The sequence below is a fragment of the Bacteroidota bacterium genome (assembly GCA_016713765.1).
Taxonomy (GTDB): Bacteria; Bacteroidota; Bacteroidia; order AKYH767-A; family 2013-40CM-41-45; genus Pollutiaquabacter; species Pollutiaquabacter aromativorans.
In genome coordinates this window covers 635,430-651,183 of record JADJON010000003.1, presented here as the reverse complement: position 1 = coordinate 651,183, position 15,754 = coordinate 635,430, and the positions used below count along the sequence as shown (strand labels likewise).

7 protein-coding genes and 4 pseudogenes are annotated in these 15,754 nt (G+C 53.5%); 6 read left to right on the top strand and 5 right to left on the bottom strand.

The features are described from left to right. Positions 1–7 precede the first annotated feature (7 nt). The gene (locus IPJ96_13610; GenBank protein ID MBK7911352.1) at positions 8–418 is read left to right on the top strand and encodes a protein-export chaperone SecB; all 411 of its coding nucleotides are present in this window, start codon (positions 8–10) and stop codon (positions 416–418) included. Here the strand turns inward: IPJ96_13610 and IPJ96_13605 are convergent. Then, positions 412–1,683: an aspartate kinase gene (locus IPJ96_13605; GenBank protein ID MBK7911351.1), complete on the bottom strand. Its 1,272-nt coding sequence runs from the start codon at positions 1,681–1,683 to the stop codon at positions 412–414. The two genes, IPJ96_13610 and IPJ96_13605, sit on opposite strands and share 7 nt — an antisense overlap. A 137-nt stretch (positions 1,684–1,820) precedes the next feature. Between IPJ96_13605 and IPJ96_13600 the strand changes: the two are divergent. Further along, positions 1,821–2,868 (top strand): annotated as a pseudogene (locus IPJ96_13600) (IS481 family transposase). 343 nt (positions 2,869–3,211) lie between these two features. On the opposite strand, the gene IPJ96_13595 reads toward IPJ96_13600, so the two are convergent. Continuing rightward, on the bottom strand, positions 3,212–3,679 hold the full coding sequence (locus tag IPJ96_13595; GenBank protein MBK7911350.1) for a GNAT family N-acetyltransferase: 468 nt from the start codon (positions 3,677–3,679) through the stop codon (positions 3,212–3,214). Beyond that, positions 3,679–4,904: pseudogene (gene serA / locus IPJ96_13590) on the bottom strand (phosphoglycerate dehydrogenase). Before serA ends, IPJ96_13595 begins: the two are co-directional and overlap by 1 nt. Positions 4,905–5,039: 135 nt before the next feature. Between serA and fbp the strand changes: the two are divergent. Beyond that, positions 5,040–6,061, top strand: a pseudogene (gene fbp, locus IPJ96_13585) (class 1 fructose-bisphosphatase). A gap of 240 nt (positions 6,062–6,301) precedes the next feature. Next, positions 6,302–9,492 (top strand): annotated as a pseudogene (gene mfd / locus IPJ96_13580) (transcription-repair coupling factor). A 6-nt stretch (positions 9,493–9,498) separates the two neighbouring features. Here mfd and IPJ96_13575 read toward each other — a convergent pair. Next, a complete protein-coding gene (locus IPJ96_13575; protein ID MBK7911349.1) occupies positions 9,499–11,418 on the bottom strand; it encodes a hypothetical protein in 1,920 nt (639 codons plus the stop codon). Between the two features lie 125 nt (positions 11,419–11,543). Next, on the bottom strand, positions 11,544–12,809 hold the full coding sequence (locus IPJ96_13570) for an ABC transporter permease (protein ID MBK7911348.1): 1,266 nt from the start codon (positions 12,807–12,809) through the stop codon (positions 11,544–11,546). A 130-nt stretch (positions 12,810–12,939) separates the two neighbouring features. On the opposite strand from IPJ96_13570, the gene purH reads away from it, so the two are divergent. After that, positions 12,940–14,466, top strand: coding sequence for a bifunctional phosphoribosylaminoimidazolecarboxamide formyltransferase/IMP cyclohydrolase (gene purH, locus IPJ96_13565; protein MBK7911347.1), 1,527 nt, complete (start codon positions 12,940–12,942; stop codon positions 14,464–14,466). 126 nt (positions 14,467–14,592) lie between these two features. Then, the gene (locus tag IPJ96_13560; GenBank protein MBK7911346.1) at positions 14,593–15,615 is read left to right on the top strand and encodes a rod shape-determining protein; all 1,023 of its coding nucleotides are present in this window, start codon (positions 14,593–14,595) and stop codon (positions 15,613–15,615) included. Positions 15,616–15,754 lie beyond the last annotated feature (139 nt).

The window sequence follows — 15,754 nt, the reverse complement described above, 5'->3', positions numbered from 1 at the left end:
ATAACATATGAATACAGGTTATCAACCAACTGCAATTTGGCTTCTAAGTTCACAATTAGATCGAGATGAGATCATCGACTTTAAGAAGGAGCTTAGTGTCACTCCAAATATCGATTATTCAGTAGTGATCAATGAAAAGGAAATTCTATGTAAACTATTTTTCTCTGTCAGTTTTAAAATTGAAGATCAAGAGGTTGCCACAATGTCCTGTACTTTTGGAGGTAGTTTTAATGTAATTGGTCAACCTAAGTTAAGTACAACAGATTTCGCAAATGTGAACGCGCCTTCTATTATCTTTCCGTTTATCAGGGAGCACGTTGCTAGCACGGCTGTAAAGGCGGGTTTAGGGCCACTTATATTACCTCCCGTAAATTTTGTTGATTTCGCTTTGAAAAAGAAAAAATCAAGTAATCAGTAAGTTTCCCGAATCACCACCTGTGCCGTCTGGCGGCTTCGCTGTTCGAGCAGGATCGTTTTTCCTTTGGTCAGTTGTTCGATGGTGGACGGATAGTAATGGCGGACAGTAACCAGTTTCAGTTGGTCGTTGTAGAGTACACGGAAATCCCGGCCCAGGGCTTCGAGTAGCGTGGGGACTTTGTGCGGATCGTTGTCGAGACAGATGGAGAAGCTGATGGCGGAATTCTGCATCAGGTTCACCTTGGCGCGGTGTTCGGCGAAGAGTGAGAAGATCCGGCTGAGGTTGTCCTCGGCAATGAAGGAGAAGTCCTTCGCAGAAATGGAGAGCAGGATCTGATCTGTTTTGAAGATAAAGCAGGGTACCAGGGGTTTGGTCGCCTGGTAGTTGCCGATGCTCGTTCCTTTCTCCTGGGGCGCTTTGAACGAGCGTACCCGCATCGGGATGCCTTTGTTCTCGAGCGGTTTGATCGTTTTGGGATGGATGACCGTTGCGCCATAGTAGGTCAGTTCGATCGCGTCGTGGTAGCTGATCTGTTCGAGCTTGACGGCGTCGTCGTAGAACTTAGGGTCGGCGCTGAGGACGCCGGGAACGTCCTTCCAAACGGTCATTTCCTGCGCGTCGAGGCAGAAGGAAAAGATCGCGGCTGAATAATCGGAACCTTCCCGGCCCAATGTGGTCGTGAAGTTTTCAGAGGTGGCACCGATAAAGCCCTGGGTGATGATGATGTTATGCTTTTTCATCAGTTCCGGGATCCGCCAGCGGACCAGTTTGGTGGTGGTGTCCCAGTTCACTTTTGCCTCGCGGTAGTTGTTGTCGGTCTGGATGACGTCGCGCGCGTCGAGCCAGGTGTTGGCATAGCCGGCTTTTTCGAGGTAAGCGCTCACGATGCGGGTGGAAAGCAGTTCGCCTTGCGCGACAATCTGGTCGTAGCTATAGCCGTATCCCCGACTGGGTTCTTCTTCCAATACCCAGTCGATCTCCACGAACACATTGTTGATCTCGGTCCGAACCGGATGATTGGCTTCGAATCCGAGGCCGTCCAGTATTTGTTCGTGGAATTCGCGAACCACCTGCAGTTTGTCGGCGAGATCGGAGGAGCGATTCATGTACGCGTCAACGACCGCCTCCAGCGCGTTGGTCGTTTTTCCCATGGCCGAAACTACGACGACCAGTTGTTCACGCTTATACTCGGCAAGAATCGCGGCCACATTGCGCACCGCATCCGCATCCTTGACTGAAGCACCACCGAATTTGAAGACGAGCATGGGGATTGATTATTCGATTTTAGTTAACAGTAAACAGTGAACAGTAAATAGGATATGTACTAGTTAGTATTTAATCTGACAGATAAGGGTTATCTTTAGGATACGAAACATAACAATAACCCCTAAACTGTCAGACAATGAATACAGAAGCTAAGTTAATCAAAACCAAGTTAGGCTTGTTGAAGTTAGCCGAACAATTGGGTAATGTATCCCAGGCGTGCAAAGTGATGGGCTATTCACGGGATAGTTTCTATCGGATCAAAGAGTTGTACGATACCGGTGGGGGAGACGGCTCTGCAAGAGATCAGTCGGAAGAAGCCGATACTGGCCAATCGGATGGATATAGCCTGGGAGAACGCCATCGTACAGATGGCCACAGACTATCCGGCCTACGGTCAGCTTCGTGCATCGAACGAGTTGCGTAAGAAGGGGATTTCTGTTTCACCGGCCGGGGTACGGTATATCTGGATGCGGCATGATCTGGAGACCTTTGCCAAGCGCTTGAGCGCTTTGGAGGCGAAAGTGGCCCAAGACGGACTGATTCTCACCGAAGCGCAACTGGTTGCCATGGAAAAGAAACGGGAACAGCAGGAAGCCATTGGCGAGATTGAAACCGAGCACCCCGGTTACCTTGGAGCCCAGGACACGTATTATGTGGGCAATATCAAGGGTGTAGGCCGGATTTACCAGCAGACCTTCATCGACACCTACAGCAAAGTAGCCTTTGCCAAATTGTATGACCGTAAGAACGCCTTGACGGCAGCCGATATGCTCAACGACAAGGTGCTACCGTTCTTTGAGGAGCATGGCTTGCCGCTGCTTCGGGTACTCACAGACCGGGGTACAGAGTACAACGGCAAGCGGGAGAGTCATGAGTACAGTCTTTATCTGACACTGGAGGATATCGATCATAGCCGTACCAAGGCCCGGCATCCTCAAACCAACGGCATCTGCGAACGCTTCCATCGGACAATCCAGAACGAGTTTTATGCGGTTGCCTTCCGAAAAAAGGTCTTTGGATCGCTGGAGGAATTACAGAAGGATCTGGATCAGTGGATAGAAGAGTACAACTGTGAAAGGACACACACCGGAAAATACTGCTTTGGTAAAACACCAATGGAGACATTCCTGGACAGCATACCCTTGGCGCAAAGTAAAATGCTCGATAAATTAGCAACCGGTTAAAAGTTATTCCGGGCGACGGATCCTTAAAAATCCGTCAGACCGGAAATAACTTTTAACCAACCCTGTCTGTCAGGTGAAGTTCTAACTATTACATAGGATAAAATTTGCAAATAATTTTTCCATAACCCTTGCGAAAGCAGTCGGTCGCACTATTTTTCACTATTCCATCCTGCCTACGCTAAAGCTTCGGCAGCTAAAATTCACTATTCACTGTTTACAGTTTATTTTTCGCTATTCGCTATTCGCTATTCGCTATTCGCTATTCGCTATTCGCTATTTACTATTTACTATTTACTATTTACTGTTTACTGTTTACTGTTCACTGTTCACTGTTCACTATTCACTATTCACCAACATTCATCTTGCAATCCAACCATTCCGCTTCCAAACTTGCGCCCATTTTCTTGTAGAGGTCGATCGCGGGTTGGTTCCAGTCGAGGACTTGCCAGTGCACCTGGCGGGCACCGGAGCGTCGGGCTTCTTCGAGGTAGGCCTTGAGCAGTGCCAGTCCAATGCCGCGGCCGCGGTACGTTTCTGTAACGATGAGGTCATCGAGGTAGAGGCCTTTACCCTTCCAGGTGGAGTACTTTACGAAGAAGATGGCCAGCCCCACGACCTGGCCCTCGCATTCAGCAACCAATGAGCGGAACACGGGTTGTTCCCCAAATCCGTCGCGGAGCATGTCCGCTTCGGAATTGGTAACCTGTTCTGGCGCTTTTTCGAAGAGTGCCAGTTCCTTTACCAGCGCGAACATCGCGGGTACATCCGCTGCACGCGCCGGACGGATGATAAATGGTTGCAAGTTCGCCATCAATACAGGTTGCGGACGCGAATGGTATGCTTGACTTTCTTCAGCGCTTCCAATGCCTTGGACGATGTGCGTTTGTCCATATCGGTTACTACATAGCCGATACGTTCGTTGGTTTGCAGGTATTGCCCGAGGATGTTGACGTTCAATTTGGAGAGCTTGCTGTTGATTTCGCCGAGGACACCGGGCCGGTTGGCGTGGATGTGGAGGATGCGGTGCGTGTCCTGTTGTACCGGAAGAGTCAAGGGTGGAACGCTCAAGGATCCGACGCTGGTACCGGTTTCGAGGTACTGTACCAGTTTGCCGGCGACGTCCAGGCCGATGCTGGCCTGGGCTTCGTGCGTTGATCCGCCGATGTGGGGAGTAAGGATCACGTTCGGTAAACCCTGCAATGGCGTTTCAAACGCTTCCTTGTTGTTCTTGGGTTCATAGGGAAACACATCTACTGCAGCGCCGAGGATGTGTCCGTTGCGAATTGCTTTCGCCAGGGCTTCAAGATCGATGACATCACCCCGACTGTAGTTGATCAGGGTCGCGCCTTTTTTCATTTTGGCGAAACGAGCCGCGTTCAGCAGGTTTTTGGTGCCCGCACCTCCCGGAACATGAAGGGTCACGATATCCGATTTTCGCAAGAGGTCGTCGAGGGATCGGACGGACTGCGCGTTGCCCAGGCTGAGTTTAGGTTCCACATCGTAAAAGATGACCTGCATGCCCATGCCTTCCGCAAGGACTGATACCTGGGAGCCGATGTGGCCATAGCCGACAATTCCGAGCGTCTTTCCGCGCACTTCGAAGCAATTCTCGTGCGACTTCAGCCATTCGCCTTTATGCGCGGCTTCGCTTTTTCCGGGACGCGGCGCAGGAGGCTGATACAATGAGCGATCACCAGTTCCGCTACGGACCGGGTGTTGGAGAACGGGGAGTTGAATACCGCGATACCAAGTCCGGTAGCGGTTGGAAGATCGATCTGGTTGGTCCCGATACAAAAAGCACCAACTGCCAAAAGGCGATCAGCGGATTCCAGGACCTTTTTGGTGAGTTGGGTTTTGGAACGGATGCCCAACAAATGAACGTCCTTGACCATTTTACACAACTCGCTTTCGCTGAGAGCGCCGGTCACGGATTCAACCTGGCTGTAACCGTGATCGCGGAACATGCGGACCGCGGAGGGGTGTACGCCTTCCAGGAGCAGAACGCGCACTTTTTCCCGGGGATAGGAAGTTTGCATAAGCCTTCAAAAGTAAGGAGTCGGCGCAATGAGCGCGGCTTTTGACTGACGAAATATCAACGATTGACCTGATTTTTGTCTTCCTTCATGTTCCTCCGTTTTTCCGATATTTGAGCCCGCATTGAAAAAGCCCTTATGAAAAGACTCGTCACCACGCTCGGTCAGTTCATTATCGAACGCCAATCCGATTTTCCGTATGCCAAAGGGGAGCTTTCCCGCTTGCTGCGCGATATCGGTATTGCAGCCAAGGTGGTGAACCGGGAAGTGAACAAGGCCGGCCTGGTGGACATCCTGGGTGAATTCGGAACCATGAATGTGCAGGGGGAAGAAGTGAAGAAACTGGACGTTTTTGCCAACGAGCAGTTCATCTCGGCTTTGAGTGCAGGCGGTGAAACCTGCGCTGTGGCGTCCGAAGAGAACGAAGGCTTGATCAACATCGATTCGGAAGTGTCCAAGAACGCGAAGTATGTGGTGTGCGTCGATCCGCTTGATGGTTCATCCAACATCGACGTGAACGTTTCGATCGGTACGATCTTCTCGATCTATCGCCGTACCTCCTTCGGCGGGATCGTGGAGGAGACCGATTACCTGCAGCGGGAACCGAGCAGGTCGCCGCCGGCTATATCATCTACGGATCATCAACCATGTTGGTCTACACGACCGGTAAGGGTGTCAACGGCTTCACGTTGGATCCCAGTATTGGGGAATTTTGCCTCTCGCACCCTGACATGAAGTGCCCGAAATCAGGCAAGATCTATTCGATCAACGAAGGCAACTACGCGCATTTCCCCGACGGTGTTAAGAAGTACATCAAGTATTGCCAGGAGATCGATTCGGCGACCGAGCGGCCGTACTCCAGTCGGTACATCGGATCGCTGGTGGCTGATTTTCACCGCAACCTGTTGAAAGGCGGCGTTTTCATTTACCCGTCCACGCACAAATCGCCGAAAGGCAAACTCCGTCTGCTTTACGAATGCAATCCATTGGCTTTCATCATCGAGCAGGCCGGTGGAAAGGCTTCCGACGGCTTCCGCCGTATCCTCGACGTTCAGCCAACTTCCCTGCACCAGCGCACGCCGCTTTTCATCGGCAGCGCAGACATGGTGACGATGGCAGAGGAGTACATGTCGCGCTACTCGCCGGTTACCGCCAGTTAAGGCGTTTCCTGTTAGGGCGATTGCGTTCCAATTCCGACCTTCGCAGCGCCGGTATTTCAAGCCGGCACATTGCCTGTGACCGTTGAAGAATTGCTGGGCGCCTACCGCTCCCGGCCTTCCGTCGTTTCTCTGAGTGCGCGCCTGGGTCAGCCTGAGCGCGTTCATCTTCATTTACACGGCTTGTTGGGATCAGCCGATGCAGTCGTTGCAGCAGCCGTTGCCGGATCGACCGAAGTCCCGATGTTGTTCGTACTGAATGACCGGGAAGATGCTTCGTATTTCCTGAATGATCTGGAGCAATTGTTGGGACAAGAAGCCTTGTTGTTCTTTCCGGCATCCTACAAGAAATCCTTCCAACTCGACGATCCGGACAATGGTAACATTCTGTTGCGTGCGGAAGTCCTCAGCCGCATCAACCGCGGAAGCCGGACCTTGGTCGTGACCTATCCGGAAGCGATTGCGGAGCGGGTTGTCACCAAACGCAACCTGGAACAAAACAGCATTGAGTTACGTGTGGGGGAGAAGATCTCCACCGATTTCATCACAGAGTTCCTATTACACCATGGCTTTGAAAGTGTCGATTTCGTTGCGCAGGCGGGCGAATTTTCCGTACGCGGCGGAATCGTGGATATTCTCTCTTTGCCAACGAACTGCCCTATCGGGTAGAGTTCTTCGGTGATGAAGTGGAAAGTATCCGGACGTTCGACCCGGAGAGCCAGTTGTCGGTGCAGGCCATGCATCACGTCATGATCATGCCGAATGTTCAGACGAAGTTGCTGGAAGAGAGCCGATCCTCGTTCTTCGAGTTCATTTCTGGCAATACCGCCGTCTGGTTCCGCGACGCGGGCGCGGCCTTGTCTGCACTGGAAACAGGCCTGAGCAAGGTCAAACAGTTGGTGGCGGCAGAGAAGACCTATGAGCCGGAGCAACTGGATCTGGTCTTCGAGCCGGCCCCGGAGCAGGAAGAGCGTTGGGCGAAGTTCACGACGGTGGAGTTCGGGAAGCGATTCCGTTTTCCGGAAGACCATGCCTGGAAGTTCAAGCTGCACCCGCAACCTTCGTTCAATAAGAACTTCAACCTGTTGATCGCCAACCTTCAGGAGAACAAGCGGAAAGGACTGACGAACGTGTTGTTTGCGGATTCCGCCCGTCAGATCGAGCGCCTTTACGCCATCTTCGAAGACCTCGAGAAGAAGCACGGTATCAAAGGGCATGTGGAGTTCACATCCCTCTTACTCTCGTTACACGAAGGATTCATCGATGAGGACCTGAACCTCGCCTGTTATACCGATCACCAGATCTTCGACCGGTACCACCGCTTCCGGATGCGGAAGAATTACAGCCGGAGCGAGGCGATCACGTTAAAGGAACTCTATGCGCTGAAACCCGGCGACTTCGTTACGCATATCGATCATGGCATCGGCCGTTTCGCCGGCCTGGAGACCATCCTGGTGAATGGCAAGCCGCAGGAGGCGGTGCGGTTGGTGTACAAGGACAACGACATCCTCTACGTCAGCATTCATTCCCTCCACCGGATCGCCAAGTATACCGGTAAAGAAGGGACTACGCCCTCGTTACACAAACTCGGCAGCACCGCCTGGAGCACGCTGAAGCAGAAGACGAAGAAGAAGGTCAAGGACATTGCCAAGGACCTGATCCAGTTGTATGCGAAGCGTCGCGCGACCAAAGGATTCGCTTTTCAACCGGATACGTATCTACAGAACGAATTGGAGGCCAGTTTCATTTACGAGGATACGCCTGATCAGGTGAAGTCGACGCGCGATGTAAAGAAAGACATGGAGCGTCCCTATCCGATGGACCGGCTGATCTGCGGAGACGTCGGATTCGGGAAGACGGAAGTCGCGTTGCGCGCGGCCTTCAAGGCAGTGACGGACGGGAAACAAGTGGCCGTGCTCGTGCCAACGACAATCCTCGCGCTGCAACACTACAATACGTTCCGGGAACGGCTGAAGGATTTCCCAGTGACCGTCGATTATATCAACCGATTCAAAAGTGCCGCCAAACAAAAGGAAACTCTTGAGCATCTTGTACAAGGCAAGATCGACATCATCATCGGGACCCATCGCCTGTTGAGCAAGGACGTGAAGTTCCGCGACCTCGGGCTGATGGTGATCGACGAGGAGCAAAAGTTCGGTGTCGCGAGCAAGGAGAAGCTGAAGGCGATGCGGGTGAATGTCGATACGCTGACGCTTACGGCTACGCCCATTCCCCGGACGCTGCAATTCTCGCTCATGGGTGCGCGTGACCTCAGCATTATCAATACACCGCCGCCAAACCGTTATCCGGTGACCACGGAGTTGCACACCTTCAAGGACGAGATCATCCGGGAAGCGATCAACTTCGAATTATCCCGCGGCGGGCAGGTATTCTTTGTCCACAACCGGGTGAGCGACATCTATGATCTGGCTGAAATGATCCGGAAACTCGTCCCGGATGTCCGGGTTGGAGTAGGGCATGGCCAGTTGAGTGGAGAGCAGTTGGAAGAAGTACTCCTCTCCTTCATCGAAGGGGAATTGGATGTATTGGTTTCTACCACGATCATCGAATCGGGTCTCGATATTCCGAATGCGAACACGATCATCATCAACCAGGCGCACCATTTCGGTCTGAGCGATCTGCACCAGATGCGTGGACGTGTAGGCCGATCGAACAAGAAGGCATTCTGCTACCTGCTTGCTCCGCCGGCTACGGTCCTGACTTCCGAGGCGCGTCAGCGACTGAAAGCCATCGAGGAGTTCTCGGACCTTGGTTCCGGATTCAACATCGCGATGCGCGACCTCGATATCCGGGGTGCGGGCAATATGCTGGGCGGAGAACAAAGCGGGTTCATCTCCGAGATCGGTTATGAGATGTACCACAAGATCCTTGACGAGGCGATTCAGGAGTTGAAGGAAACGGAATTTTCCGACCTGTTCTCGGAGGAGATCAAAGAGAAGCGGAAGTTCGTACAGGACTGCCAGATCGATACTGACCTGGAGATCCGGTTGCCGTCCGACTATGTGAACAGCGTGACCGAGCGTTTGCAGTTGTATAAAGAGATCGACAGCCTGGTCGGTGAAGAGCAATTGGTTGCCTATGAGGCGCAATTGCGCGACCGGTTTGGTCCCTTGCCCAAGCCGGCGAGCGAATTACTTAACACGATCCGTTTGCGCTGGCTCGCGGAGGAGCTTGGGTTCGAGAAGATTCAATTGAAGAACAGCCGCTTCTTCGGCAACTTCGTGACCAACCAGCAGTCACCTTTTTACCAATCCATCGCTTTCATGCGCATGATCCGGTATGTGCAAAAGCATCCGAACCGTTGCCGCTTGAAAGAAGAGAAGGACAAATTGTCCATCACGATTCAGTCGGTACCGGGCGTCGACGATGCCAACGCGGTGTTGCGCGAAATCCTCGCGTATCCGGAACAGTAAACCAGCTTAGTTATTCAGGGTGATCCGAATGGTGCCTTCCGCCAATTCGAAGATGATCAGCTTGCCGTCGACGGAGTATTTTCCGCCGCCAGTGACCGCTACCGGTGTGGAGCGGATCGGTAGCATGATCGCGAGGCCTTCCATCCGTTTGGGCACATTGACTGTAACAACCCGTTGAGCGCCTTCGCGCGTGATGTCGATGCTGACTTCATTGCGGGCAGTCCACCACAGACCGAAATCCCGAAGTGTACCAAACCAGGCTTCGTCTTTCAGATCATCGTAGAACGCTTTCTGGACTTTCCAGCCGAGTGCGTTCGGGTGAACCTGTCCGATAAAGCAACCGCCGTAGCGGGCGATTTTCTTCGCCAGCCGGATGGCGGATTGCGCCCGTGTGATGTTGTAGGGCGGGAGTTCATCGTCGTCCGTAACCGGGAATTCAAACGCTTCCAGTTCGGAGTCGAACTCTCGGTTGTAATTCAACTGGAAGGGGAGATGGGTCAGGTGCGCATTCGCCGCGACCGATGAACTGAAGCGGTAACCAGTTGCGAGCAGGCTTTGTGGGTAGGTGAAGGGCGTGTAGAGGTAGGAATTGCGGAATGCCAGCGTCTGGTTGCCCGGCACGATGCGATCGATGAGGTAACGGCTGACACGCATTTCGCCGAAGATCGTACCGTGGTACGTTTTGTCCCAGGCCATGACGTAAGGCTTGTAATCCGGGTAGGTCTCGTCGCCGGTTCCCTGTTCGAACTGATCGAACAAGGGCGAGCCGATCACGGAATTGCTCTGCAGGTCATGACCAACGGCATGGATCTGTTTGAGGTGGGTGAGGTCTTCGTCCTTGGAAAGGATGAACGGACTGCGGTCGTTGATGTATTTGGTCTGGATGAAGTAGGTCGAGAGCATGCCGGCTTCACGCTCCTTGCGGGCGTACTCGACGGATTCATCCAGCGCTTTTCCGAAGTTGACGTTGTGCGTGATGACAACGGAGAGATTCTTGAAGTACGGTACCGTGGGAATCCAGGCGGCATCCGGGTTGCCGGAGAGGTAGATGTTCCGGATCATGCGCATGATCACATCGATCGAAGGTTCGAACTCGTTGACGACGTTGTGATGGAAATCTTCGTGCCGGTTGTTGTGTCCCTTTAGAATGAAATAACCGATGTCGAATCCGAAGGCATACGCGGCCCCGCCTTCATACAATTTGTAGGAGACGGCGGCGGACTTGTCTTCGTACACCGCGAGTGCGGGCAATTGGTTGCCGCTATAGCTGTACGTACCGATGGTTTCCTTGAAACGCTCTTTGTTGCCGAGGGAAATGCGCAACTCCTTCGGGTCGGTGAATTCTCCTGTAATGGCGGAACTGTCGTTGACGATGTTGACTTCGAAATGCTGGCGGGAGGGAACCGGCTCTTTGAATCCGAACACTTCGTTCAAGGCTCCGAGAACCTGGATGCCGATCAAGGTGCCGCCACTGCGCGGATAGGCGGCTAGTGCCTGCAAAGCATCCGGTGCCAGTGCCGCTCCGGAGATCACCGGGTACGCCATAACGACCTTATGTTGCAGCGCGACGCGGTAGTCGGTGGTGATGCTGAACGGGATGCCGAACGATTTCAGGCCATGCGCGACACCGAGCCAGGAGGAAGCCGTGTCGGTCAGGAGGACGCAGAGGCGACTATCGGCGCCTCCGGAGTATTTCTGCCAGCGGGTGGGAACACGTTCGGCCAGGACGGATTTGTCTTCCGGTCCGCGGGCACCCGGGATCTGGTAAAACTCATTTTTCCGGACGTCATACGTCTCCGGGTATTCGGTCTGTTGCAGAGCGCCGATCTCATCCCCTTCCCGATCGGAGCCGCAACCGGTAGTGATGATCAGTGTCGCGAGAAGGAGAAAGAACAGTCCGTGTGCGATGGACTTGAAATGAGGCAAGTGAGGTATTCCTGCGAAATTGGGCATAGCGTGGAGCACAAACTTAGGAAAAACAAGTCCCGGAGCCCCTTTAAAACCGCGCCCTTTGCGGGTGAATTTGTCACCACAGCTGTTGAAAACCCTGATCAGTTAGCCCGGATCGCGTCGACCGGATTCATCCGAGAAGCCTGATGGGCAGGAACGAAACCGCTGATGATACCGATCGTCGCGGAGATGATCAGTCCCATGAAAACATTGGCGGCTGTCAGCGAAAGGTCGAAACCGGTCATGCTGCTGGCTACGGAGGTCAGGCCATAGACCAGCAGCAGGCCGATCAATCCGCCGAAGATGCAGAGCACCACCGCTTCAATCAGAAATTGCAGGAGGATGAAGTAATTTTTCGAACCCAGCGATTTTTGGATACCGATGATGTGGGTCCGTTCCTTCACCGAAACGAACATGATGTTGGCGATACCGAAGCCGCCTACTAGAATCGAGAATCCTCCGATGATCCATCCCGCAAGTCCGAGGGTGGAGAAGAGTGATTGGAGGCTGTTGGTAAGCAGGCTCGTCTCATTCAAGGCGAAATCGTCTTCCTCCTTCGGGTGAATACGTCGGATGGAGCGCATCGCGCCGCGCAGGTCTTCTTTCATTTCCTGCGTCGGGACCTGTTCACGCGCTTTGACCATGATGAACGGATCGATCTGGTCGGATCGCAGGTTGATGATGTTGCGCGCGTAATTGACGGGGATGATGACGTTGTTGTCGTTCGAGTTGTCCACCATGCTCGAACCTTCCTTTTCAATCGTGCCGATCACAGCGAACTTGTATCCTCTCACCGAAATTTCCTTTCCTACCGCGTCGCCGTTCGGGAAGAGCGCATCAGCAACACTGGAACCCAGGAGGGCCAGGGGGCGACCGCCGGCGGATTCGGACTCCGTGAAGTAGCGTCCGGCGGTCAATTCCATGCTCTTGATCAGGTCGTAATCGTGTGATACCGCCAGTACGGTAGCGTTTTCGACCGATGAACTTTTGTATTTGATCACCTGTCCGCCGAGCGTAGCGACATACGCCAGGATTCCTGCCGACTCGGCCTTTCTACCTACCTCGGTCATTTCCTTGTAACCGGGCAAGGGTCGGTTCATGTATTTCCACCAGGGGTATTCTTCTCCGCCCTCCGGCACCCAGGGCCATTTCTGGATGTAAATGACATTGTCGCCGAGTGATTCCACATCGGAACGGATCTTCCGCTCGAGGGCATCCGTGACGGTGAAAACCGAGATGATGGCAAAAATGCCAATGGTGATGCCCAGTAACGAAAGGAGGGTACGTAGTTTATTGACGCGCAAAGCTTCGAAGGCGAAGAGGAAACTTTCCCTGAAAAGGCGTAAGAAAATGCGGAAGCGCGACATTGAGGCAAATGTAAGCAGCGCAACTTCGGCCGATGGATACTTAACGCAAATTAACGTCGTGGATGCAGTTGAATTCCGGAAAGGGCAGGGCCCGAATTTTCTACCTTTGCCCCAGCCAAAAACACCCTTCATGTCCAGCGAAAAAAAGATCGGTAGCGCCCTGATCTCAGTCTATCACAAAGACGGCCTCGAACCGATCGTTCGCAGGTTGCATGAGTTGGGTGTAACCCTCTACAGCACCGGCGGAACCCAGGATTTTATTGAAAAAATGGGCATTCCGGTCGTTCCAGTGGAGCAATTGACCAATTATCCCTCGATCCTTGGCGGCCGGGTCAAGACCCTTCATCCGAAGGTTTTTGGCGGTATCCTGAGCCGTCGCGGCCACGAAAACGATGTCGCGGAGGTAGCCGAATATGCCATTCCGGATATCGACCTCGTGATCGTTGATTTGTATCCGTTCGAACAGACTGTTACGTCCGGAGCAGGGGAGTCCGACATCATCGAAAAAATAGACATCGGTGGGATCTCCCTGATCCGGGCTGGTGCTAAGAACTTCAACGATGTGCTGATCGTTTCTTCCCGTGAACAATACACGGATCTGTTGAAGATCCTCGAACACAGCTCCGGTCGCAGCTCGCTGGATGACCGGAAGCGCTTTGCGGCACAAGCTTTCCTGACGTCCTCGCATTACGATACGGCCATCTTTCAGTATTTCAACCGTACCGCGGCAGTTCCCGCTTTCGCGCAAAGCATCCTCGAATCGCGCGGACTTCGCTACGGGGAGAATCCTCATCAGCAGGCACGCTTCTTCGGCAGTTTCGATGCGTTCTTCGACCAGGTGCATGGTAAAGAGATCTCTTACAATAACCTGCTCGATATCGATGCGGCCGTAGCCCTGATCGCGGAGTTTGACGAACCGACGTTCGCCATTCTCAAGCACAACAATGCCTGCGGGGTTGCCAGTCGGGACCTCCTGCTGGATGCCTGGAAAGCAGCATTAGCCGGTGATCCTGTTTCCGCGTTCGGCGGCATTCTTGTGTGTAACCGGGAAGTGACCGAACCCGTCGCCCAGGCCATGCACGACCTCTTCTTCGAAGTTTGCATCGCGCCGGCCTACAATGCCGGAGCACTGGAGATCCTGAAGCAAAAAAAGAATCGTATCATATTGATACAGAAGCAGTTTTCTCTTCCGCCCCGGCAGTTCCGGACCATCCTGAACGGGGTTGCGGAGCAGGATCGCGATGTTTCGACCGAAACGGCCGAACAAATGAAGCCGATGACCCGCAAAGTGCCGACGGCTGCTGAATTACGTGACCTGGTGTTCGCGAACAAAGTGGTCAAACACACCAAATCGAATACGATTGTCTTGGCCAAAGACCGCCAGTTACTGGCCAGTGGCACTGGTCAGACATCGCGCGTAGACGCTTTGCAGCAGGCCATTGCCAAGGCTCGTCACTTCGGTTTTTCACTTGATGGCGCGGTGATGGCCAGCGACGCGTTCTTCCCGTTCCCCGACTGTGTTCAGATCGCTTGTGAGGCCGGCATTCGTTCGGTTGTACAGCCCGGCGGTTCCATTAAAGACCAGGAGTCGGTCGACTACTGCGAGGCGCATGAGATGGCCATGGTCATGACGGGTATCCGCCACTTCAAGCACTAAGGATTTTACCGGGAAATTCTTTCCGATTCCCGAATGCAAAACACAACCTATTAACTTCGCACCCGTATATAGGCGACCGGGAGTGTGTCCTCTGTCCCCTCCCCAAAAACAACAACAGGACCCCACATGGGATTTTTTGATTTTCTCACCCAGGAAATTGCCATTGACCTGGGTACCGCCAACACGCTGATCATCCACAATGACAAAGTGGTGGTGGATGAACCCTCCATCGTTGCCATTGACCGGATGACCGGAAAGGTGATCGCGGTCGGCAAGCAGGCCATGATGATGCATGGGAAGACCCATGAGAACATCAAGACCATTCGGCCGCTGAAGGACGGCGTGATCGCGGATTTCGATGCGGCAGAGCACATGATCCGTGGAATGATCCGGATGATCAATCCTGCGCGCCGGTTATTCCAGCCATCCCTGAAGATGGTCATTTGTATTCCTTCCGGTATTACCGAAGTGGAAAAGCGTGCCGTACGCGACTCCGCCGAGCATGCCGGAGCCAAAGAGGTTTATCTCATTCACGAGCCGATGGCAGCCGCGATCGGCATCGGGATCGATGTGGAGGAGCCGATGGGCAATATGATCATCGACATCGGCGGTGGTACAAGCGAAATCGCGGTGATCGCCCTTGGCGGCATTGTCTGCGACCAATCCATCCGTGTGGCCGGTGACGTCTTCACCAACGACATTTGGGATTACATGCGCCGCCAGCACAATATCATGATCGGGGAACGATCGGCGGAACAGATCAAGATCCAGGTTGGATCGGCTTTGCCCGAACTCGACAATCCTCCGCCCGATTTCGCGGTGCATGGTCGGGACCTCATGACGGGTATCCCGAAGGAGATTACCGTCAGCTACCAGGAGATCTCACATGCGCTCGACAAATCCATCTCCAAGATCGAGGAGGCCATCCTGAAGGCGTTGGAGATGACGCCCCCCGAACTCTCCGCTGATATTTACCGGACGGGCATCTACCTGACCGGTGGCGGGGCACTCCTGCGAGGCCTTGACCAGCGCATTTCCCGGAAGACCAAACTGCCGGTACACGTAGCTGAAGACCCCCTGCGTGCGGTTGTACGTGGAACGGGTATCGCGCTGAAGAATATCGGTCGCTTCAAGTTCCTCATCCCCTGATCGGGGTCATGAACATCTTCCCGTGTGAAATCAGTCCTGTGGTACCTGCGGGATTCCAGCCTATTATTCGGATTTTACCGAGCCTGCCGTCGCGGGAAGCCGTACCTTTGTCTTGCGGTGAGTCCCGGGCCGGTACGAC